We start from the raw sequence: 22,976 nt of genomic DNA, 5'->3' as shown, positions 1-22,976 counted from the left end.
GAAAGTTCCCCTCTACTCCCCTCCTCCCGCATCCTGGCCCCATCTGGGGGCAAAATGATACTATGAAGAAAGAGTAAATATAAGATAAGAGTTAAAACCAATCAGTTTATTAAATGATTGGCTAGTTTTTATCCTGCTTTTGAGGTAATTCTCATTTCACACCCATCCACAACCAAGACGTTTGGGCTGGGTTAAATGTTTATAATCAATGCCTACCCTTTAATTTCCATCCCCCTTGATTCAGTTCTATAACCTGCCATGCTAAAACTTTTGTTGGGCGACCCCAACGCTCGTAAGCTTAAAAAATACCAACCTTCTGTTACTGAAATTAACCTTTTAGAGGAAGAAATTAAGGTTCTTTCCGATGATGAGTTAAAAGGTAAAACCGTCGAATTTAAACAACGGCTCGCTAAAGGCGAAACCCTAAATGACATATTGCCAGAAGCTTACGCCGTTGTTCGGGAAGCAGGACAGCGAGTCTTAGGCTTGCGGCACTTTGATGTCCAACTCCTTGGCGGTATCATTTTACATGTAGGACAAATTGCCGAAATGAAAACCGGCGAAGGTAAAACACTAGTCGCTACCTTGCCGAGTTACTTAAATGCCCTTACTGGTAAAGGTGTACACGTCGTTACCGTCAACGATTATTTAGCTCGTCGGGACGCAGAATGGATGGGACAGGTGCATCGGTTCTTGGGGTTGAGCGTGGGGCTAATTCAGTCAAGCATGACTCCCAGCGAACGTCAGAAAAATTACGAGTGCGATATTACTTATGTCACCAACAGCGAAGTAGGGTTTGACTACTTGCGGGATAACATGGCGACATCAATGGCAGATGTGGTGCAACGCCCGTTCAATTATTGCGTGATTGACGAGGTAGACTCGATTTTAATTGATGAGGCGCGGACACCGCTAATTATTTCCGGGCAGGTGGAAAGACCGACAGAAAAATATCTGCAAGCCGCTGAAATAGCATTCACACTCAAAAAAGACGAGCATTACGATGTGGATGAAAAAGCTCGTAACGTGCTATTGACAGATGAAGGGTTTGCCGAATCAGAAAATCTTTTGGGAGTCACAGATTTATTTGACCCAGAAGATCCTTGGGCGCACTTCATTTTCAATGCAATTAAAGCCAAAGAACTTTTCCTTAAAGATGTAAATTACATTGTCCGCAATGGGGAAGTGGTAATTGTGGATGAATTTACTGGTCGAGTACTACCCGGACGGCGTTGGAGCGATGGACTTCACCAGGCGATTGAAGCTAAAGAACACGTAGAAATTCAGCCAGAAACTCAAACTCTAGCGACAATTACTTATCAAAATCTGTTTTTGCTGTATCCAAAACTGGGTGGAATGACAGGAACAGCAAAAACGGAAGAACCGGAATTTGAAAAAATTTACAAATTGGAAGTCGCGGTAATTCCCACCAACCGCGATCGCAGACGCGAAGATTTGTCTGATATGGTCTTTAAGACAGAAGCAGGCAAATGGGGAGCGATCGCTAAAGAATGTGCCGAAATGCACGAACTCGGCAGACCTGTATTAGTGGGAACGACTAGTGTAGAAAAATCCGAACTTCTCAGTCGGCTACTGAAGCAGCTAGAGATTCCCCACGAATTACTCAACGCCCGACCGGAAAACGTCGAACGTGAGGCGGAAATCGTCGCCCAAGCTGGACGCAAAGGTGCTGTAACGATTGCTACTAACATGGCTGGTAGAGGTACAGACATCATTCTGGGTGGTAACTCCGAATACATGGCACGTCTGAAACTGCGGGAATACTTCATGCCCCGGATTGTCATGCCAGAAGATGAAGATGCCTTTGGCGTGCAAAGAGCAGCCGGATTGCCTACAGGACATGGTGGTGGTCAAGGCTTTGTCCCTGGTAAGAAAGTCAAAACTTGGCGGGCTTCGCCAGAAATTTTCCCGACTCAGTTGACAAAAGAAACCGAAAAACTACTCAAAGATGCAGTAGAAATTGCAGTGCGTGAGTATGGCGATCGCAGTTTACCGGAACTGGAAGCTGAAGACAAGGTAGCTGTGGCCGCAGAAAAAGCTCCCATCGACGACCCCGTGATTCAGAAGTTGCGGTCAGCATACAACCGCGTTAAGCAAGAATACGAACAATTTACTACCCGCGAACACAATGAGGTAGTAGAAATTGGCGGTTTGCACGTAATTGGTACAGAACGCCACGAATCGCGGCGGATTGATAACCAGTTGCGCGGACGTGCAGGAAGACAAGGCGACCCTGGAACCACAAGATTCTTCCTCAGTTTAGAGGATAACCTACTGCGGATTTTTGGTGGCGATCGCGTTGCTGGGTTAATGCAAGCCTTCAATGTAGAAGAAGATATGCCCATCGAATCTGGGATGCTGACGCGCAGTTTGGAAGGCGCACAGAAAAAAGTTGAAACCTACTACTACGACATTCGCAAACAGGTGTTTGAGTATGACGAGGTGATGAATAATCAACGTCGTGCTATTTATGCTGAACGCCGCCGAGTTTTAGAAGGTCAAGATTTGAAAGAACAGGTGATTAAATACGCTGAAAAAACGATGGATGACATCGTTGACTTCTACATCAATATAGACTTGCCCTCAGAAGAGTGGGAATTAGAAAAGTTGGTTGAGAAAGTCAAAGAATTCGTCTATCTGCTAGCAGATTTACAAGCGAGTCAATTAGAAGATATCACCGTCAGCGAGATTAAAGCCTTCCTCCACGAACAGGTGCGAATTGCTTACGACCTCAAAGAAGCACAGATTGACCAAGTTCAACCCGGACTGATGCGCCAAGCGGAACGTTTCTTTATCTTGCAACGCATTGATACTCTGTGGCGGGAACACCTGCAACAAATGGATGCCTTGCGCGAATCAGTGGGATTACGTGGTTATGGGCAAAAAGACCCGCTGATTGAGTATAAGAGCGAGGGATATGAATTGTTCTTGGATATGATGGTTAACATTCGCCGAGATGTGGTGTACTCGTTATTCATGTTCCAGCCGCAGCCGCAGCAGATGGTGCAGGCTTCGTCTGAGATGGTGTAAGTAGGGAATCTGATGCAGAGACGCAGAGGCGCAGAGAGTGCTTTTGCGTCTTTGTTTTATGCTAGTAGTGCATTCGTTACGTAGGAGAATTTGAATATTGTTGGTGAGAGGGTGAATCGCTTGCCTTTGTTCAAGGAAAAAGTATTTCTTCTCCTGTTTGTTCCATAACAATCAGCGTTTTCGATTGAGGATGTTGTATGGTCTAGTATCTTGTAAGCTAATGAAAAAGGATTAGGTCGAGCTTGTATGCTAGAGTCCTTCCAGATAAATAATTTCAGACTTTTTGATCATCTTGAGGTTAAGAGATTAGGTAATGTTAACCTCATTGTCGGCAGGAATAATGCTGGTAAAAGTACATTTCTCGAAGCAATAGAACTTTATGCCAGCAACGCTTCACCGATAAATCTCCTTGAACTTGTAAATTCGAGGCAAGGGTCTTGGGTTAGTGAGGCACAACCATATTCTCAAACTTTTCTTGTTAATCCCATACGCCATCTCTTTTTTGGTCATAAATTACCCGATATAGGAGAAGAAGGCATCATTCTGGGAGAAGTTTCCTCAAAGGCAAAGATTCATATTGGTGTTGCTGCATATCAGATTAAATCTGATGACGAAGGAAACACGAAAAGAATCCGCATCACTGATGAGCAGTTTCATAAGGATTTATCCAATATTGAAGTTGTTCTCGTAGCAGAAGAAAATCAAAAAACTCGCAGACTTTTCAGATTAAATCGTGATTTTAGAGATATGAGGCTCACATCTAGAGTTGCTTACGAACGGCTAGATGCTGAATTTAAATACACATGGCAATTGGTTTCGACAGAAAATATGCCTAATCGAAAATTAGCCGCTCTTTGGGATTTGACAAGTTTAACTAATTTAGAATCAGAGGTTATTTCCGCCCTTAAACTTATTGAACCTAAAGTATCTGGAGTTGCTTTTGTAGAAGATATTAGCAAAGGACGCGGAGGCAATAATCGTGGGCAGGGAGGCGATAATCGTATTCCACTAGTAAAAATTGAAGGTATAAATGAGCCATTACCTCTAAAAAGTATGGGTGATGGGATGACTCGTTTATTCCATATAATTGTTGCTCTCGTAAATGCTCGAAATGGCATCCTTTTAATTGATGAATTTGAAAATGGATTGCATTGGACAGTACAACCTAAAGTTTGGGATATTGTTTTTCGTTACTCCGAAAGGTTGAATGTTCAAGTATTTGCAACAACACATAGTCGAGATTGTGTAAATGGTTTTGACAGCGCATGGAATAAATATCCTTCACTTGGTGCTTTCTTTAGACTTGAAGCTAAAGATAATCTCATTAAGGTAACAGAATACACTTCCGAGACGCTTACGGATTCTCTTGAAACAGACGTCGAAATACGCTAAATAATATGAGTGATATCTGTAAGCAAGACACCGATAAAATATTACTTGTTGAAGGAATAGATGATTGCCATGTTGTAATGGCTTTGTGTGCTGCTCACGAAGTTCTTCAAACTTTTGGATTATATGAATGTAATGGAGATACAAAAGTTTTAAAACGTCTAAATGCCTTGATTGTACGTCCTGATCATCCTCAAGTGATAGGAGTAATGCTTGATACTGATACTTCCCTTGAAAGCAGATGGGCAAATATCAAAGGTAAATTAAGTCACTATAGCTATAAATTACCTGATATTCCTGAGATTGATGGAACAATAGTTGAGGGGATTACAGATGAACCCAAGTTGGGATTTTGGCTGATGCCAAATAATCAAAATTCTGGTAAGTTAGAGGACTTTTGTGCCCAACTAGCAGAACCGACAGCCCTAGAATTTGCCAGAGAATGTATTGTTGAAGCACAAGTTAAGAAAGTAACAACTTTTAAACCATTAGATATTAGTAAAGCAGTTATTCACACATATCTTGCTTGGCAAGATGAACCTGGTCGTCCTATGGGACAAGCGATTACTAAGCAAGCTCTCCAACCCAATACAGATATTGCCATAAGATTTACCGATTGGTTAATACGTCTTTTTACATAAAATTATTTTATCGTTTTATAGCTTAACTAAAATAAATTTAAAATCCTCACCAGGAGTTTACTGAAATGGGTAAGCAAATGGGACAAGTAATAGTTACCCTCACTGTCACGAATGGAATCGATCGAGTTCTGGCACAACGCGGCTTTATTTCTTCGGGGGAAGTTCGCTCTTATACTGTGGATGATGTTTTAGTTGATACGGGCGCAACTTTGCTGTGTTTACCTCCAATACTCAGAGGTGTTTGAACTTGCAAAAATCTTGTATGGGTGGGTTATTGAAACAATGCCAATAGTTTCTCTTAGGTCTGCTTTATGTGGAACAGTAGATAATAATCTGAGACAGATAAAGCTTTTGGAAAAATTTTGATGGCTAAAGGACTAGATAATGACCAAGCTCGGTTAATGACTGATCCTCTTGTTGGTTTGAATAAACTCCGCATAGGATCAGCACATATCGGAAATCCTGCATTAGAGTCTACTTTTAAAATGATGGGAGCATCAGCAATTCCTCAAACACCAAGAGAAAGCTGGAATTTGTGCGTTGATTCTGTCACAGTGTGTCTAAATTCAATTGCTGGTGCTTTGCAAGTATAAAAAAAGTACTTTTTATGCTTGTTTTATGACCAAGTTAGTTGAAAAGCGATGTCTGACGATAAGCCGCAACGCGTCTACGCAAAAATGATACAATTTTCTGAAAATTTAACAGAATACCATCGCTTATACTTGGCGTAGTTTTGGGGTTGTCTGTGGTGTGATCGCTATGAAATTTGCCGTAGATATTCGCCGTTACCAGGTTTTTTAGGGTTAGCGCTTATTTGCTCCTTGTGACTAGCAATGCTCATTTGACCCCATAAAATATGTAAGCGTGTATGGGAATACTAAATCTAGCGCTTAAGATTTTGTAATATGATTAGTATTCCTGGATATTGCCTTAGCGAAGAACTTTATGATGGTTGAGAACTCTGGTTTATCGAGCTTTTCGAGAGACTGACTCATTATCTGTAGTCATCAAACTGCTGAAAAATCCTTATCCCAGCTTTAGCGAACTAGTACAATTTCGCAATCAATACACCATTGCCAAAAATCTTAACTATCCTCTAATCATCCAAACCTATAGCCTAGAACCGTTCAAAAATGGCTATATGTTACTGATGGAAGACTTTGGGGGCATTTCCCTCAAGGATTATTTCGCCAACAATAGTAATGTTGTATCTCTAGATGAATTTTTACAAATTGCGATCGCTCTGAGCGATACCTTAGATATTCTCTACCGCCATCGCATTATTCATAAAGATATCAAACCTGCCAATATTCTGATTAATCCTGATACCAAGCAAGTTAAACTAATCGACTTTAGTATTGCTTCATTACTCAATAAAGAAAACCAAGAAATAAAAAGTCCCAATGTATTAGAAGGAACCCTCGCTTATATTTCCCCCGAACAAACTGGAAGGATGAACCGAGGGATAGACTACCGTAGTGATTTCTATTCTTTGGGTGTGACTTTTTATGAATTACTGATGGGAGAGTTACCATTTATCTCTGATGAGCCGATGGAGTTGGTGCATTGTCATATTGCGAAAATACCTACGGTATTAGGGAACAGGGAACAGGGAACAGGGAACAGAGAAGAAATCCCCCAGGTACTTTCAGATATTATTTTCAAATTAATGGCGAAAAATGCCGAAGACAGATATCAGAGTGCTTTGGGATTAAAGCACGATTTAGAAACTTGTTTGTATCAACTCAAGGAAACTGGCAAAATTACCTATTTTGAAATTGGTCAGAGGGATATTTGCGATCGCTTTCTAATTCCCGAAAAACTCTATGGTCGAGAAATCGAGGTTGAGCAATTATTAACTGCATTTGAGCAAGTTTCTCAAGGTGACAGCGAAGTGATGCTTGTTGCTGGTTTTTCTGGTATTGGCAAAACTGCGATTGTCAATGAAGTTCACAAGCCAATAGTCCAGCGACGGGGCTATTTTATTAAAGGGAAATTTGACCAGTTCAATCGCAACATTCCTTTTTCGGCATTTGTGCAAACATTCCGCGATTTAATCGAGCAATTGTTGAGTGAAAGTGATGCTCAATTGTCAAGTTGGAAAAATCAAATTTTACAGGCTGTGGGGGAGAATGGACAAGTCATCATTGATGTGATCCCGGAATTAGAACGCATCATTGGAGTGCAACCATCTGCACCAGAACTATCAGGTATCGCCGCCCAAAATCGGTTTAATTTATTATTTCAAAAGTTTATTCAAGTTTTTACACACCTGAAACATCCCTTGGTGATGTTTTTGGATGATTTGCAGTGGGCGGATTCTGCTTCGTTGAATCTGATCCAACTGCTGATGGCGGAGTCAGGAACAGGCTATCTGCTAATGATTGGTGCTTACCGGGATAATGAAGTCTTTGCAGCGCATCCATTGATGCTGACTTTAGATGCGATCGCCAAAACTGGGACAAAGGTAAATACTATCACCTTGAAACCCTTAAGCCAAAACAGTCTCAATCAGTTGGTAGCCGATAGCCTCAACTGTGCGATCGCCTTGGCGCAACCGTTAACAGAATTAGTGTATCAAAAAACCCAAGGTAATCCCTTTTTTGCTACTCAGTTTCTCAAGGCACTGCATGAAGACCAACTAATTACTTTTGATACCCAAGCTAGACATTGGCAATGTGATATTGTGCAGGTGCGGGAAGCAGCACTGACAGATGATGTCGTGGAATTTATAGCTGCTCAGTTGCAAAAGTTACCAGAAGCCACCCAAAATATTCTCAAGTTGGCAGCTTGTATTGGCAATGAATTTGATTTAAATACATTGGCGATCGCTTTTGAACAAACACCCACAGAAACAGCAGCCTGTTTGTGGAATGCTTTACAGTCGGGTTTAATAATTCCGCAAACTGAAATTTATAAGTTTTTTGTTGATGCAGCAGAGCAACAGATGACTTCAGTAACTTCAGAAATGATTAAATATAAATTTTTGCACGATCGAGTGCAACAAGCTGCTTATTCTTTAATTCCCCAAGCAAAGAAACAGAAAACCCATTTACAGATTGGTCAACTTTTGCTGAAAAGTATACCTGAAATCGAACGGGAATCGAAAATTTTTGATATTGTTAGTCAATTAAATCGGGGGTACACACTACTAAATAATCAAACAGAGCGAGATGAATTAGCTCTTTTAAATTTCATAGCAGGCTCTCGTTCTAAAGAAGCTACTGCCTACAAAGCGGCAATTGAATATTTGACTCTTGGTATTGAGTTACTTGATGGCGATCGCTGCTGGCAGAGCCAATATAACCTCACATTAGCACTCTCTGAAGCATTAGCAGAAGCTTCTTACATGGGTGGAGAATTTGAGCAGATGGAAACATGGGCAGAATTAGTTTTGCAACACACCCATACTTGCTTAGAACAGGTAAAAATTTATGAAGTTAAAATCCAAGCTTGTATAGCTAAAAATCAGCTTTTACAAGGTATTTCTGTAGCTTTAGAGATTTTGCAAAAACTAGGTGTGGATGTGCCAGAAAATCCCACCCAAGATGATTTTATGCAGGGTTTACAAGAAACGCAAACCATCCTCGCCAACCGTCAGCCCTCTGAATTAATTGACTTGCCATTGATGACGGATAACTATCACCTGGCAGCATTACGAATTTTATCAGGTATGTTTGGACTCGCTTATAATGGCTGTCCGGCAATGTTTCCCTTAATAGTATTTAAACAAGTTAATTTATCTGTCCTCTACGGTAATGCTAAGTTCTCGGCATGTGCTTATGCAAGCTACGGTTTAATTCTCTCTGCTTTTCTCTCTAAGATAGAGGAGGGATACGAATTTGGGCAATTGGCGATCGCTTTGTTAGATCAACTGAATGCCAAGTTACTCAAAGCTAAAACATTTTCTATTTTTAATACTTTTATTAAACATCACAAAGAACCTCTCAAAAATACTTTACAGCCTCTTTTAGAAGGGTATGCTGCTGGTCTGGAAATGGGTGATATCGAGTGGGCAGTCTGGTGTGCTTTCCCATATACACTTTATCTTTATATGACAGGTTGTGAACTCACAGAAGTTCTAGCAGAAATGGAAACCTACGGGAACGCAATTCTCCATTTTAAGCAAATGACCCAGTATAATCACTTTGTTTCTTACCACCAAAGTGTTTTAAATCTCCTGGGTCAATCTGATATTCCATTTCAACTGCGCGGGTGCATCTATGATGAAACAATTATGTTGCCTCAGCATCAGCAAGCAAACGATCGCCCTGCGGTTTATCACCTGCATATCAACAAAGTGATGCTTTGCTATTTGTTTGCAGAATACGAGCAGAGTTTGGCTGCGGTTAGTATCTGTGAAGAATATTTAGACGGCGTACCAGGTCTGTATATTATCCCCTTATTGTATTTTTATGATGCCTTAGCCAGACTAGCTTTGTATCCTCATGCAACATCATTACAGCAGTCAGCACTGCTTGAGCGTGTTGACAACAACCTAGCTAAGATACAGCAATGTGCATCTTATGCACCCATAAACTATCTGCATAAATATGATTTGATTAGCGCAGAGCGGTGTCATGCTTTGAACCAAAAATTAGAAGCAATTGAACTTTACGATCGCGCTATTTCTGGTGCTAAAGAAAACGGCTATATCCAAGAAGCAGCATTAGCCAATGAACTAGCAGCGAAATTTTACCTAGATTGGGGTAAAGAGAAAGTCGCCGCAGGCTATATGCAAGAAGCTTACTACTGCTATGCCAAATGGGGAGCATTAGCCAAAGTCACCCATTTAGAACAAAACTATCCCCAACTACTAGCGGCGATTCTCCAAACTCCTAGTCTAGCGATTACCAATCAGGCAACCATTGCCGCAACCTTGATGAGAAGTTCCACTAACGTTAACAACCAGAATTTATGGCTAGATTTTCCGGCGGTAATGAAAGCAGCACAAGCCATCTCCCAAGAAATTGAGTTAGAAAAACTCTTAGCCACTTTAATGCAGATTGCGATCGCTTTGGCAGGAGCACAAATCGGTCGTTTACTTCTTTGCCAAAACGAACAATGGTTAGTAGTTGCTCAAGCCGATTTAAAGCAAACACAAAGGTTAGAAATTCCCCTAGATCGATGTCAGGAAATTCCCCAAAGTTTGATTTATGCAGTAGCGCGGACGCAACAGAAAGCTGTGTTTGAAAACTTGAGCAATTGGACACAATTTGCAGGCGATCGTTATATTATTACCCACCAGCCCAAATCTGTATTATGTACCCCTATTAGCCAACAAGGAAAACTAATTGGCATCCTGTATTTAGAAAATAATCTTACCACAGGAGCATTTACGAGCGATCGCCTGCAAGTCATTCAACTACTTACCGCCCAAGCAGCTATTTCCTTAAAAAATGCTCAGTTGTATTGCCAATTAGAGGAATATTCCCATAGTTTGGAGCAAAAAGTTTCCGAACGCACCCAAGAACTAACACAAAAAGCAACTCAGCTAGAATCAACCTTGCAGGAACTGCAACTGACTCAATCCCAACTAATTCAATCAGAAAAAATGTCAAGCTTGGGACAATTGGTTGCTGGAATCGCCCACGAAATTAATAACCCTGTTAATTTTATTCACGCGAATCTTAGCTATGTGAAAGAATATATGCAAGATTTATTAAACTTGGTCAATCTCTATCAACAGTCCCATATCAACCAAGTGAAAATTCAAGAATTATTAAATGAAATCGATTTAGATTTTATTCAATCAGATTTCCCAAAAACGCTCCAATCGATGCAAGTGGGGACTGAACGTATCGGTCAAATTGTATTATCTCTGCGGACTTTTTCACGTATGGACGAAGCTGAATTTAAAGAAGTTGATATCCACGCAGGTATTGATAGTACAATCATGATTTTACAACATCACCTCCAAGAAAAACCAGAGCGTCCGGCAATTGAGATTATTCCAGATTATGGCGAATTACCTATAATTGAATGTTATGCCGGACAATTAAATCAAGTTTTTATGCATATTTTGACAAATGCGATTGATGCCATTGAAGAAAAAAATCTGCAACAGAATTTTGAGTCAATAGAAGCGAATTTGCAGCAAATAAAAATTCGGACTTCAGTTATCGATACTAACTGGATCGAAATTGCGATCGCTGACAATGGTATAGGTATGACTTCCCAGGTACAACAAAAAATATTTAACCCATTTTTTACCACTAAATCCGTTGGTAAAGGAACGGGAATGGGTATGTCGATTAGTTATCAAATTATCACAGAAAAACACCGTGGTAAATTAAAGTGCGTTTCCATCCCCAATCAAGGGACTGAGTTTGTGCTGCAAATCCCTATTCGTCAATCATCAGTAAACTAAAAAGTTTTTCTGAAAGAGCGATGCCTACGCTTTTTGCTAGCCTACGCTAATCACAGTTACTTAGGTTAACGTGCTACAAGCTACCTACCTTACAATTAAGTTGTGCTTTACTCTCCCAATTTGGGAACTAACTTCAATATTGCAGCAGTATTATTTGCAACATTCTTTTGTTCCCAAAGCATCTGGTGGTATTCAATTTTGCGCCAGGGTTCAACCATATCGTTGTAATGGTGATGGAAAGCATGGCCTGATTGCCCAGGGGTGTGAATTGCTAGTGAGTTATCTAAATTTTCCAAATCTACAATCATCCGTAGTGAGGGAATATCAGTAACCTCAAAGGATTTATTTGCTATCCAGCGGTTAGCATTTACTGTTTCGCCGTTACCAGATGTAGCAAATGCACCACGATTAAATAAAGCTTCAATCGGTGCAACCCCAGATTTACCCAAGGTGGCATTCCGAAAAGTAATGGTATGCAGCTTGCCCCAATTCCAATTGTTTGGGTCTTTACTTTGAATTCGTTCTAATTCATCCACGGCTTCTCTAAAGGACTGCCAAAGGATTTGGTCGCGATTCTCAACTTTTGGGGTATTGCGATTATCCCACCAAGAACTATTGGGCTGTTTGACCAGATTTGCTACCACAGCATACCAGCGATCGCCTCCATCAGGAAAGTACTTTTCAGGCAAGCGATCGTGAAATGTATCTGCTAGCAAATGTTTCCAAAATACTTCAAATAGCGCAGCAGCAGGCGATGTCATTCCTAACTGCAAATTCCAATCTTGCAGCAGTTTTTGGGCTGCTTGCAAGCGAGGGGTATCAACAGTGATAGATTGCAGTAGTGGCACTAGTGTTTGGGCATTGAGATTGCGATCGTCACCCTGTATCCGCTGCACATCCTTCAGGGAAATCGGCTGGGTTTGTTGTGAAATCATTTCAACAATCCGCTTTGCTCGGTAGCCATAAACCCAGTCTGTGGTAATCAGGTAAGGATATTCACGGTTAACTAAATTATTGGCAGTAGCAATATAACCTTGAGGTGGATTAAAACTTTTGGGCAATTTCTCAAAGTCAATATAGCCTTGCCACTCATATTCATCCGTCCAACCAGGAACGGGATAACGCCCATCTCCCTTAGCGCGGATGGGGAATTTACCAGGCATTTGGTAGCCAATATTGCCATCAATATCAGCGTAGACTAAGTTTTGAGCAGGGACATCATAATTGCTGGCAGCAGTACGGAATTCCTGCCAGTTTTGAGCGCGATTAATTTGGGGAATGGCATACCTTAGTTTGGAAGGTGCTAGGGCTGTCCAGTGCAGGGCTACGGCGTAGTTTTGCGGTAATTCTAGCGGCTGACTTGGCTTGAATTGCTTCAGATTGGGCGAAACATCAGAGAGAATCGGCCCATGTCGGGTATAGCGCACCGTTTGGACAATCGGCTGACTTGCGACTACTTGAATCGTCTCTTGCACGAGTTGCATATCAACCCACTTGCCATTGACCTCATACTGATTGGGGTTATTTGGGTTGATTTTCTCGATGTATAAATCCATTACATCAGATTGTACATTGGTGACACCCCAGGCAATGCGATCGCTATGACCGATAATTACCCCAATCATTCCCGCAAAGGAAAAACCAGAAACGTTGTAGGGACATTCTGCACTCTTTGGTGTGCAATGCAAACCAACTTCGTACCATATAGAGGGAATTTGCACACCTAAGTGGGGGTCATTCGCCAAAATTGGCTTACCTGTAGCCGTCCGCTGACCAGATATCACCCAGTTGTTCGAGCCAATACCTCTTCCTATGGGTCCTATAAGTTGTTCTAAAGCCATCATCGGCTTAGTAATTGACTCTAAAGCAGGTAATACATCTGGAGAATTGAGAAGTACTTCAACATTATTGTCCCTTTCTTCCTCTGCTTCCCCTGTTTCTTGCTGCAACTCAGGTAAAATAACCGGCAAGTCTTGAGGGTATGGTGGAAAAAGTTCCTCTACTTGATTTGGGTTAAGGGTTTTAAGCAAAATAGCACGTTCAATTTCGCTCTCCAAATTTCTCCCCAAATCGTAAGCCATTACCTTACCCCAAGTCAGAGAATGCAGCATTTGCCAAGGTTCTGGCTTATACCCAGGATTGAGGAATTTTAGTACAGCGTATTCTAGACTCAGGGCGCTGCCTTGATGCTCTGCCAAATAGGCATTGACACCATCGGCGTAAGCTTCCAGGTATGCCTTCATCTCTGCATTAATTTCCTGAATTTCTTGCTGCGCCACCCTTGCCCAACCCATTGTCCGCAGATATTTATCAGTATCAACCTGAGAAGAACCAAACATTTCTGAGAGTCGCCCAGAACCAATGTGTCGCCAAAAGTCCATTTGCCAAAAGCGGTCTTGGGCGTGAATATAACCTTGTGCCATAAATAAATCGTGGGAGTTGGCAGCATAAATATGAGGAATTCCCCATCGATCGCGCTGGACGCTTACTTCGGCTTTCAGTTCAGGTAATTGAATTGTGCCACTCTCTTGCGGAAAGGATTGGCGCGCAGTGTAGGTAGCAAATCCCACTAACAATAGCCCTAGCAATAACAGGAAAATCAGAGTAATTTTGAGTCTTTTACGTAACCAACCTTTCCTGGAGTTTTTCATTTGAGCTTCTTGTGGCATTGTTTAGTGAAATCAGGCAATACTACAAGGTATTAAATCAGAATCTTTAGAAAAGTGCGATCTGCCCATTTAAAATACGCCTGAGTACACAGTTAAAATTTGGCGTTGCTAAATTGAGGGATGATTTAGCAAGTTATAAAATTTCTCCCCCTGCTTCCCCTGCACCCTCTGCTTCCCCTGCCTGCCTAAATTTATCCCCGTGTTCTGCAACGCCTAAAATTTTGTTGTACTAGCTCCCAGTAGAACAATAGTATCGCTCTCCTATTTTCCAAAGCTTGAGCGCAACCATCAGAAAGAGAATGCCTGCGATTGGCGAGATATAACAAAACCACAAAGGCACTAAAAACGCATCTTCTTTTTTAAGTACTGCAAGCAAAGGAAAATAACTGATGCAAGCAAGCGGTATTAAGAAAGTAAAGAATCGCTGAAACCATTTGCTATAAATTGCAAGTGGGTACTGAGCCGTTTCGACTCCTCCATAAGTGAGGATATTCACAATTTCGAGAGATTCAATAGTCCAGAAGGTGAGGGTTGCTTGCATAATGACAATACCAACAAATAGCGCAACTCCACCAAGAAATGAAGTGCCCAAAAGCCATACAATTTTAAAAGTTAAAGGGATGTGGAGGGATGAAAGTGACCACCCCAAAACAACAATTCCTTGGGAAAATCTTCCGATTCGTTTCAAAGTAAACTCTTTACCTAAAAGTTGAAGTGCTGTGGTACGTGGACGAAGAAGTAAACGGTCGAAGTCTCCACTTTTAATTATTGTTGTAAATGAGTCAAATCCTTTTCCAAGGGCATCAGCACAGGCAAAAGAAATATTAACTATTCCATAAAAGAGAGCAACTTCATTCAAAGTCCACGTACCAATACTATTAAAACGAGTAAAAAGTGCCCAGACTCCAAAAAATTCAACAGCAGTTCCTAGAAGCTGCCCTATGACTTGCAGCCAAAAAGAAACTTTGTACTGCATTTGCGACTTGAAAGATACAGAAATATATCGAAGGTAAAGCAAAAAATCATTCATAGTCGCTTTATTCCTTTTACCCGAAATAAATTATCTAACCTAGCTTACCGCTTGTCAAATATTACGACTTATTTACCAAATCAAGGCAGAGGTAAGGAGGCATGAGAAAGAAAAAAATATTTTTTAGTCTCTGCTACAGGCTTTAAAAATAACTAAATTTATTCATGAATAAATAAAGAAGAAAATATGTATTTCGAGATGCGTAGCGCATAGTTACTGCGTCCTTATTGAAACCCCTAAATTTATTTATGGAGTTTACCTCCTGCCTTCTGCCTCCTCATTCATCCCCCCTGAATTACAAGCTTTCTGATGCCATGTTTCACAAGGACACGCCCAAGGATAATAATGACAACTATCCAGAAAGTTTGATGCAGCAAGACATTAAACAGGACGTTTGGTTGAAGATTACCAGTAAAAAGACGAAAAGGTTTGTCGATTAGTCCTGAAAAAGGAAGTGCATTCAAAAAAGGCTTGCTCCACTCAGGAAAAAGTGGCAAAGGAACAATCATGCCAGATAAAATAATAACAAGAGTAGGTAAAATACTATTAATTCCCTCGCCCGAAATTGTCCACATCATTGATACAGTAAGAAGCATAGTCAATGCAGAGGAAAGTAAAATTGCACCAATAAAAGAGAGAAAAAAGGCAACAAAAGAAGCAAAAGAGGGTGGAACAGAAAGCGACCATTCATAAAACCCAAAAAGGGGAAAAATAAAAATTGTGACACCAAGAAGCGGAATAGCACGAAGTATCAGGGGCGTTGTACGAAGTGCCAAAGCGCGAGTAAACCAAAAATTATAAAGGTCTGTGGGTCGGAGAAGATCGTATCCTACAGTACCAGATCGGATGAGTTCTTGAATGTCTCTGTCACCTCCCCAAGGGACAATCGCCATCAGAAACGCCTGTCCCAGCCACACATATCCTACAGCCTGTTGAAAAGTTATAGGTTGAGCAGAGGTTGCATGAGTAAAGAATGCCTGTAAAACCATTACTTTCACTAACCCCCAAAAAAGCTGAGTTACAACGCCTGCCAAAGCAGCAGTACGATATTGCAACAACAGGGTAAATCTAGCAACAAACAATGACCAATATGCTTTCATGTAACAATTCCTGCTGAAATTGCATAAAGTTCAGCAACTATCTCTTCAATGGGTGGATTTTCCACAAAAAGATCCTCTACTTCATGTTGCGAGGTAACTTGGCTAATCAAAGACGCAGCAGAAAGCTTTGTCGGATCGAAGGCAAGAGTTACAGTACGACCTTCTTTAGAGATAATACTGACTCCTTCTTCCTCAAAGAAGAAATCATCGTTTGCTAGGTCGATTCTTAAGTACCGACGCGAGGAAACTTGAGAACGCAGTGCTGCTAAAGATCCATCACAAAGGATTTCACCTCCACCAATAATAATTATGCGATCGCACAGTGCCTCGATATCATCCATATCATGGGTAGTCAAGATGGTGGTTACTTGATGAGTTTTATTCAGCGCTTTGATAAATTTTCTGACTGCAAGCTTTGAAACTGCATCAAGCCCGATGGTGGGTTCATCAAGAAAAAGAATTTCCGGTCTGTGAAGCATTGCAGCTGCAAAGTCACATCGCATCCTTTGACCAAGGCTTAACTGCCTCACCGGAGTCGAGAGAAAGCTTCCAAGACCAAGCAAATCAATCATTTCTTCGCGTGTCTGGCGATACTCTGATTGGGGAACGCGATAAATATCCCGCAGCAAATCGAAAGACTCAATCACTGGCAAATCCCACCAGAGTTGTGTTCTTTGACCAAATACTACACCAATACGATTAACGTGCCCGATTCGATCTTTCCAAGGAGTTCGTCCGCCAATTAGGCATTTTCCACTGGAAGGTACGAGAATACCGCTTAAAATTTTAATCGTAGTCGATTTACCAGCTCCATTTGGCCCAATGTATCCTACAAGTTCTCCCCGTTCCAGCGAGAACGAAACTCCTTTAAGGGCATAAACTTCTCTAGTTTTTCGCTGCACAAGCCCTCGGATTGAACCGAAAAGCCCAGAGGAACGTTCAGACACAAAGAAAGTCTTCTTGAGATTTTCGACCAGAATGTGAGACATATTTTGTTAGTCTGTTATCGCAAAGAAAGGCAGGAGGCAGGAGGCAAAAAATGAGCTTGGCTGGATTGAGAATTGTCTTGGTAGAGGTAGCTGGGCCGATAAATGTCGACGCGATCGCCAGGGTGATGAAAAATTTCGAGATATATCATTTAATAATAAGTAAATTGCCAATGCAATCCCCATGCCAAGAATCACCCTAGAAGTATCAAAGGAATTATCTCAACAACTAGCACAAGTAGGCGATGCCTTGCGGCAAGCCACTTCGTGTCTACGCTTATCTGAATTGCTTGCTTTGAGTCTCCAACAGCCAGCTGTACCAGCACAAGTTTACCGATATATCCTAGATTTTTTGGCCAGCAACCCTACTACTGAACAAATTGCTGAATTTAAACCCATCCCCGAAATGCAAGAACGGTTGCGTACCTTGCTAGCACGCAGTAACGCAGGTGAACTCACACCCACGGAATTGAAAGAACTAGATGAGTATGAACGTATTGAACACTTAGTTGTGATGATTAAAGCAGGTAACTTATCTTATTTGACCAGATGAGTGTAAGTTTAACCTATATTCCGGTTGTTCTTTGCCGACTAGTAGAAGAACGCACAAACTACAGATGTGAATATTGCCAGTTACCCCCAGGAGTTGCTTTTTTCTCCCATGAGATTGATCATGTTATTGCCCAAAAGCACGGTGGTGTAACAAATGCTGATAATTTAGCTTTCACCTGCTGGCGATGTAATCGTCATAAAGGCACTGACTTAGGATCGTTTGATCCAGAAACAGGGGTTTTTAGTTTTCTCTTCAACCCACGCACCCAGAAATGGGCTGAACACTTCACCTTTTCAAAACTGGATTTGGTGGGATTAACGCCTACGGGACGTACAACAATTAGATTGCTACAAATAAATAGCGACGAACGACTAGCCGAACAGCAAAGATTACGCTGAACTATTCAGACCTGACACAGCTAAAATGATTCCAAGGAAACTCTTCAGCAGAACCATAATGCTGAGAATTAGCCTAAAAATATCATTTGGCGCGATCGCAGGAGGCAAAAAATGGGCTTGGCTGGATTAAGAATTGTGTTGGTAGAACCAGCTGGGCCGATAAATATTGGGGCGATCGTCAGAGTAATGAAAAATTTCGGACTATATAATTTAGTATTAGTGAACCCCCAATGCGATCCACTATCGACGGAAGCTTTGATGATGGCTGTTCACGCTCAGGAAATTTTAGAATCTGCGGTATTAGTGGCGACCTTACCAGAAGCATTGCATGGATGTGTACGGGCGATCGCTACTACTGGTCGCGTTCGCAGTTTAGAAACACCCTTAGAAAATCCCCGCACTGCACTACCCTGGTTACTAGAGGAACCAGAAAAACCCACAGCACTGATTTTTGGCAGAGAAGACCGGGGATTAAGCAATGAAGAATTAAATTATGCACACCGATTTGTTGGCATTCCCACAAGTAAAGATTATGTCGCCCTAAATTTGGCTACTGCTGTAGCAATTTGTTGTTATGAATTGTCACAATGTGCCCAACTTGACATTCAAACCTTACCTCAAACTGAACTTGCACCAATAGAAGTTGTGGAAGGATACTACCAGCAATTAGAATCAATATTACTGAAAATTGGTTATGTGTATCCCCATACGGCAGCGAGTCGCATGGGAAAATTTCGCCAATTGTATAATCGCGCTCACTTGAAAACTGGGGAGGTAGCCATGCTGCGAGGAATTTTGCAGCAGGTGGAATGGGCTTTGAAAAACCAGAAGAATAGTGAAAACTTGTAATTATTCGTTTAATATATATGCAATCATCTCCCCAAAATAATTAATATCGCTTAAACTAAACACAAAAATGCTACTTAGTAGCAAAGTGGAATTTGAGTATTAATATTCCTTAAAGATTAAATTTGGGGTCAAAGAGTCTGCAAGAAAACAGCCAAGTGGGTCACAAGGAGTAACGGTGTCAGAATCAAGTGGCGAACTAACAGCTTTCTCGCGGCGTCAACCCTTAAATCGCCGCCAGCAGCCACAAAAAGTTCAAAAAGTGGTAAAGAAGAAAGTTAAAACTAACAGTCAGCAGCAAACTACAAATGGACAAGAAGGCGCACTAACACGCCCAAAAAATCAAATCAGTCCTCCCCCAATCCCTGGCGCTACACGTAGGGTAAAATCGGGGTTAGTCATGCCAACGGCAGTAAAACTAATACCTAGTGTCAAGGGAAAAATTCCTCCCTTCCGACCAGGTGCTGTGATGGTTAAAACAGTGCGCATGGAAAAGCCAAAAACAGGCAGACGCTCATCGCGGAAAACCCAGTTAAAGCCAATGGCCAAAACCATATTGTATGTTTTGCGGTTATTGATTGTGGGTGTTGGGATGGGTGCAATTGTGGGCACTGTATTGTCGGTATTAGACCCAGCTAATCGCATCAGTACGAACTCGGCATCGCAATCTAATAGCAATGTTAGTAATGTGGCGCGATCGCAGCCACAACCTACCCCAACTCCCCCAGCCGTAGCTTCGAGTCTATACCTATCTCAGGAAATTACCTCTTTGAAAAATGCCGTGCAAAATTTGGCGGCCACTAACCCAAATCTCACACCTGGAATTTTCTTAGTAGATTTAGATACTGGTAATTATGTAGATATCAATGCCTCTACCAGTTTTCCGGCGGCTAGCACGATTAAAGTGCCGATTCTGATTGCCTTTTTCCAGGATGTGGATGCGGGGAAAATTCGCCTAGATGACATGCTGACCATGCAACAGGATATGCTCGCTGGCGGTTCGGGAAATCTGCAATACAAACCACCAGGAACTCAGTACGCTGCTTTGGAAGTCGTCACTAAAATGATTACAATCAGCGACAATACGGCGACAAATATGCTGATTGCCCGACTGGGAGGGATGGAGGCTTTAAACCAGCGTTTCCGTAGTTGGGGATTGACAACCACAACAATTCGTAATCAACTCCCAGATTTGCAAGGGACAAACACCACTAGTCCCAAGGAACTAGGGAATTTGATGGCAATTGTGAGTCAGGGAAATTTAGTCAGTATGCCATCACGCGATCTCATGCTCGATATCTTGCGTCGCACCCAAAAAGACACTCTGCTGCCAGCAGGTTTGGGAACAGGTGCAAGAGCATACCACAAAACGGGTGATATCGGCACAATGTTGGCAGATGCAGGTTTAATTGTGGTTCCAACTGGCAAGCGCTACATAGCTTCCGTCATGGTACAACGCCCAGCAAACGATCCTCGTGCCGAGAAATTGATTAGCTCAATTTCTCGTGCAGCCTACCAAGAGTTTAGCCAAAATCCTGTCACACCCAACGCCACTACAAACACAGTACCCACAAATGGTTATCAGCCCCAGGTGGCGAATCCTGCTTTACCTAACGGTACAACAGGCACTGCGCCCATGAGCATTTATCAGCCTCCTGTTGTCACTCCTGTACCCAACGGTATGGGAAGTACAGTACCAACAAACGGTTATCAATCTCCAGTTATGAATCCTCAGTATTACCCTCAAAGATAATTCATAATTCATAATTAAAAATGGTTTCATTCCCCTTTTTAATTGCGAGTCGATAATCAACTCAAAAGTATGTAAATGAACGTTGAACTAGAGTTGATTGCCTGTCAACCTCACCCAATTGAGAGTAAAGGTTTTAACCCTAATGCCACTCTGCCGTATAGCTGCATAATTGAACACACTCATTTGGCAATGAATGATATCATGTCTGCCAAATCACCCATAATAAAAGAACCCCACCCCCAACCCCTCCCCGCAAGCGGGGAGGGGAGCTAAAGCGCAGCTTTTGCGGGGTGGGGTTCCGGTTATTATGGTTAATTACTCGGACATCAGATGATTTTGTAGAATTTTTAGGATTCATCAATCAACAGCTTTACAGCAAAGAAATAGAACGTCTTGAGGTGATGATGATGCCAGCCAACTTTAGTAGTATGGTTGGAGAATTTATGATTTCAAATATTCCAAAATACTGCTCTAAGTTGGTCAAAAAGCAATATCATAATGGGCATCCTGACTTAATTCCAGCAGGAATGTTTCCGAAAAACTCTGCACAGCATTCTCATATTGGGATTGAAGTAAAAGCTTCTCGTTATCAAAGTGGATGGCAAGGTCATAATCCTGAAGATACTTGGCTTCTGGTATTTGTTTTTGATATTTCTGGTAATCTACTCAGCCACTCGAAACAGTTTGCGTATAAAATAACAGATTTACCTATATTTTCTACTTGATATTCAAAAGCCCATTGGTTCATCTTTTAAATAGTTTGTTTTATATAAAAATTGTATTTTTATAATGCCATAAATCTGATGATGAAATTGTTAAAAACAAAGCTAAATAATGTTGTTATCTTTTAACTCTTAATTTTTTTGATACCGCATTCCTGGTAGTTGGGAAACGAAACCCATAAGTTCCAACTGTAACAAAGCGCTGGAAACTGAGCCAGCAGCCATGCCAGTTTGTTGGACAATAAAATCGAAGGGTAAAGCTTCACTTGCGATTGCATCCATAACCGTTTGCAACTCTGGCAATAAAGTTGGCATTAACTGTTCTGGTGCTGTAGAAGCCTCAATTGCATCAATTTGTGGTATCGCTCCTAACATTGTTAACAGTTCATCTAGTTCTTTAAGAATGAAGGAAGCTCCCTGACTCAGTAACTTTAAGCATCCTTGGGATGGATAATCGTCCAGTCTCCCAGGTAATGCATAGACATCTCTACCAAATTCATTTGCGTAGGTAGCAGTAATTAAAGCACCAGATTTTAAAGGCGCTTCCATTACCAGGATGGCGCGGCTTAAGCCTGCAATAATTCGGTTGCGACGGGGAAAGTGAGTGCGATCAGGTGGGGTTTTTGTGGGGTACTCACTTACGACTAACCCCGCCGTCAAAATTTGCTTGTACAAATCCCGATTTTTATGTGGATAGATGACATCAACGCCAGTTCCCAAAACTGCGATCGTCCGTCCACCTGCTTTCATGGCGGCGATGTGGCTTTCGGTGTCAATTCCCTCTGCCATACCAGAAACGACTGTAAAGCCATTTTTAGCCAAAGCTGTACTAATTTGGCGAGTCCAACGGATACCGTATTCTGAGGGTTGGCGGGTTCCGACAATCCCAACCATTGGTTTTTGTCCGAGATTTTCTTGGAGTTCGACTTCACCGCGATAGTACAAAATCGGCGGTGGACTGGGAGTTTCTAGCAGTAAGCGGGGATAATCTGCATCTGCTGGTGTCCAGAAATGGGAATTTTCCTGCTGGTGCTTGGTGAATAGTTGTTCTGGGTGCAAACGCGATCGCTGTTGTACTACTTTTTCTAGTGTTTGGAAACCCAAGCCTTCTACCTCTCCCAACTGTACCTTAGTGGCGTTCCAAGCTGTTGCCAGCGTGCCAAAATGCTGTTGCAGCCGTCGCAGTAATACCGGCCCAATTCCCGAAATTTGCGCCCAAGCTAGCCAATATGCGCCTTCTTCTACCACATTTCTATCCTCACACCACTGTATTGAGTATTCCCAAATTAGGGTTGGCTGTTGCGAGGGGGAGTGGGGAGTGGGGAGTGGGGGGACAAGGGAGACAAGGGAGAATTATTGAACAAATTTCTTCCTTGTCTCTTCCCAATCCCCAATTCCCAATTTCCAATTCCTCTTGACTTTTGACTCTTGACTCTTGACTATTAACTATTAACTATCTATCTTCTTA

Annotated in this window: 16 protein-coding genes and 1 pseudogene; 12 read left to right on the top strand and 5 right to left on the bottom strand. The window is 41.8% G+C overall.

What is annotated here, in order from left to right:
- The first annotated feature begins 258 nt into the window (after positions 1–258).
- The 6 genes from secA (at position 259) to HWQ58_RS29155 (ending at position 11,451) form a co-directional block, all read left to right on the top strand.
- The gene (gene secA, locus HWQ58_RS29180; RefSeq protein WP_292870876.1) at positions 259–3,051 is read left to right on the top strand and encodes a preprotein translocase subunit SecA; all 2,793 of its coding nucleotides are present in this window, start codon (positions 259–261) and stop codon (positions 3,049–3,051) included.
- Between the two features lie 246 nt (positions 3,052–3,297).
- Positions 3,298–4,443, top strand: coding sequence for an AAA family ATPase (locus HWQ58_RS29175; protein WP_292870874.1), 1,146 nt, complete (start codon positions 3,298–3,300; stop codon positions 4,441–4,443).
- Between the two features lie 5 nt (positions 4,444–4,448).
- A complete protein-coding gene (locus HWQ58_RS29170; RefSeq protein ID WP_292870872.1) occupies positions 4,449–5,081 on the top strand; it encodes a DUF3226 domain-containing protein in 633 nt (210 codons plus the stop codon).
- 65 nt (positions 5,082–5,146) lie between these two features.
- Positions 5,147–5,326: a hypothetical protein gene (locus HWQ58_RS29165; protein ID WP_366838832.1), complete on the top strand. Its 180-nt coding sequence runs from the start codon at positions 5,147–5,149 to the stop codon at positions 5,324–5,326.
- 120 nt (positions 5,327–5,446) lie between these two features.
- A complete protein-coding gene (locus tag HWQ58_RS29160; RefSeq protein WP_292870870.1) occupies positions 5,447–5,674 on the top strand; it encodes a hypothetical protein in 228 nt (75 codons plus the stop codon).
- Between the two features lie 359 nt (positions 5,675–6,033).
- Entirely contained in the window at positions 6,034–11,451 is a 5,418-nt protein-coding gene (locus tag HWQ58_RS29155) for an AAA family ATPase (RefSeq protein WP_366838830.1), read from the top strand.
- A 107-nt stretch (positions 11,452–11,558) separates the two neighbouring features.
- On the opposite strand, the gene HWQ58_RS29150 is transcribed toward HWQ58_RS29155, so the two are convergent.
- The 4 genes from HWQ58_RS29150 to HWQ58_RS29135 all read right to left on the bottom strand — a co-directional run bounded on the left by HWQ58_RS29150 (position 11,559) and on the right by HWQ58_RS29135 (position 17,239).
- A complete protein-coding gene (locus HWQ58_RS29150) occupies positions 11,559–14,102 on the bottom strand; it encodes a penicillin acylase family protein (protein ID WP_292870868.1) in 2,544 nt (847 codons plus the stop codon).
- 247 nt (positions 14,103–14,349) lie between these two features.
- Positions 14,350–15,150, bottom strand: coding sequence for an ABC-2 family transporter protein (locus HWQ58_RS29145; protein WP_292870866.1), 801 nt, complete (start codon positions 15,148–15,150; stop codon positions 14,350–14,352).
- Between the two features lie 281 nt (positions 15,151–15,431).
- Positions 15,432–16,250 carry an ABC-2 family transporter protein gene (locus HWQ58_RS29140; protein ID WP_292870864.1) on the bottom strand — a complete coding sequence of 273 codons (819 nt, stop codon included), beginning with the start codon at positions 16,248–16,250 and terminating at the stop codon, positions 15,432–15,434.
- Positions 16,247–17,239 (bottom strand): ATP-binding cassette domain-containing protein, encoded by a 993-nt coding sequence (locus tag HWQ58_RS29135; RefSeq protein WP_292870862.1) that lies wholly within the window; start codon positions 17,237–17,239, stop codon positions 16,247–16,249. The genes HWQ58_RS29140 and HWQ58_RS29135 overlap by 4 nt, the downstream gene beginning before the upstream one ends.
- A gap of 50 nt (positions 17,240–17,289) precedes the next feature.
- Here HWQ58_RS29135 and HWQ58_RS29130 point away from each other — a divergent pair.
- The 6 genes and pseudogenes from HWQ58_RS29130 to HWQ58_RS29105 all read left to right on the top strand — a co-directional run.
- Positions 17,290–17,419: pseudogene (locus HWQ58_RS29130) on the top strand (RNA methyltransferase); the annotation flags it as partial.
- 1 nt (position 17,420) lies between these two features.
- Positions 17,421–17,789, top strand: coding sequence for a hypothetical protein (locus tag HWQ58_RS29125; RefSeq protein ID WP_292870860.1), 369 nt, complete (start codon positions 17,421–17,423; stop codon positions 17,787–17,789).
- Positions 17,786–18,187: an HNH endonuclease signature motif containing protein gene (locus tag HWQ58_RS29120; protein WP_292870858.1), complete on the top strand. Its 402-nt coding sequence runs from the start codon at positions 17,786–17,788 to the stop codon at positions 18,185–18,187. Before HWQ58_RS29125 ends, HWQ58_RS29120 begins: the two co-directional genes overlap by 4 nt.
- A gap of 111 nt (positions 18,188–18,298) precedes the next feature.
- The gene (locus tag HWQ58_RS29115) at positions 18,299–19,036 is read left to right on the top strand and encodes an RNA methyltransferase (protein ID WP_292870856.1); all 738 of its coding nucleotides are present in this window, start codon (positions 18,299–18,301) and stop codon (positions 19,034–19,036) included.
- Positions 19,037–19,211: 175 nt separating this feature from the next.
- On the top strand, positions 19,212–20,786 hold the full coding sequence (locus HWQ58_RS29110) for a serine hydrolase (protein ID WP_292870854.1): 1,575 nt from the start codon (positions 19,212–19,214) through the stop codon (positions 20,784–20,786).
- A 290-nt stretch (positions 20,787–21,076) separates the two neighbouring features.
- Positions 21,077–21,511, top strand: a complete 435-nt coding sequence (locus tag HWQ58_RS29105) for a hypothetical protein (RefSeq protein ID WP_292870853.1) — start codon at positions 21,077–21,079, stop codon at positions 21,509–21,511.
- Between the two features lie 129 nt (positions 21,512–21,640).
- Here HWQ58_RS29105 and dprA read toward each other — a convergent pair whose 3' ends face one another.
- Complete coding sequence (dprA, locus tag HWQ58_RS29100; protein WP_292870852.1) at positions 21,641–22,756, bottom strand: DNA-processing protein DprA; 1,116 nt, start codon at positions 22,754–22,756, stop codon at positions 21,641–21,643.
- Positions 22,757–22,976: the final 220 nt, after the last annotated feature.

This window comes from Nostoc sp. LPT (assembly GCF_017115165.1).
Classification (GTDB): domain Bacteria; phylum Cyanobacteriota; class Cyanobacteriia; order Cyanobacteriales; family Nostocaceae; genus Nostoc.
The sequence above is the reverse complement of the archived record's forward strand: the minus strand, read 5'-3'. Positions and strand labels throughout refer to the sequence as shown.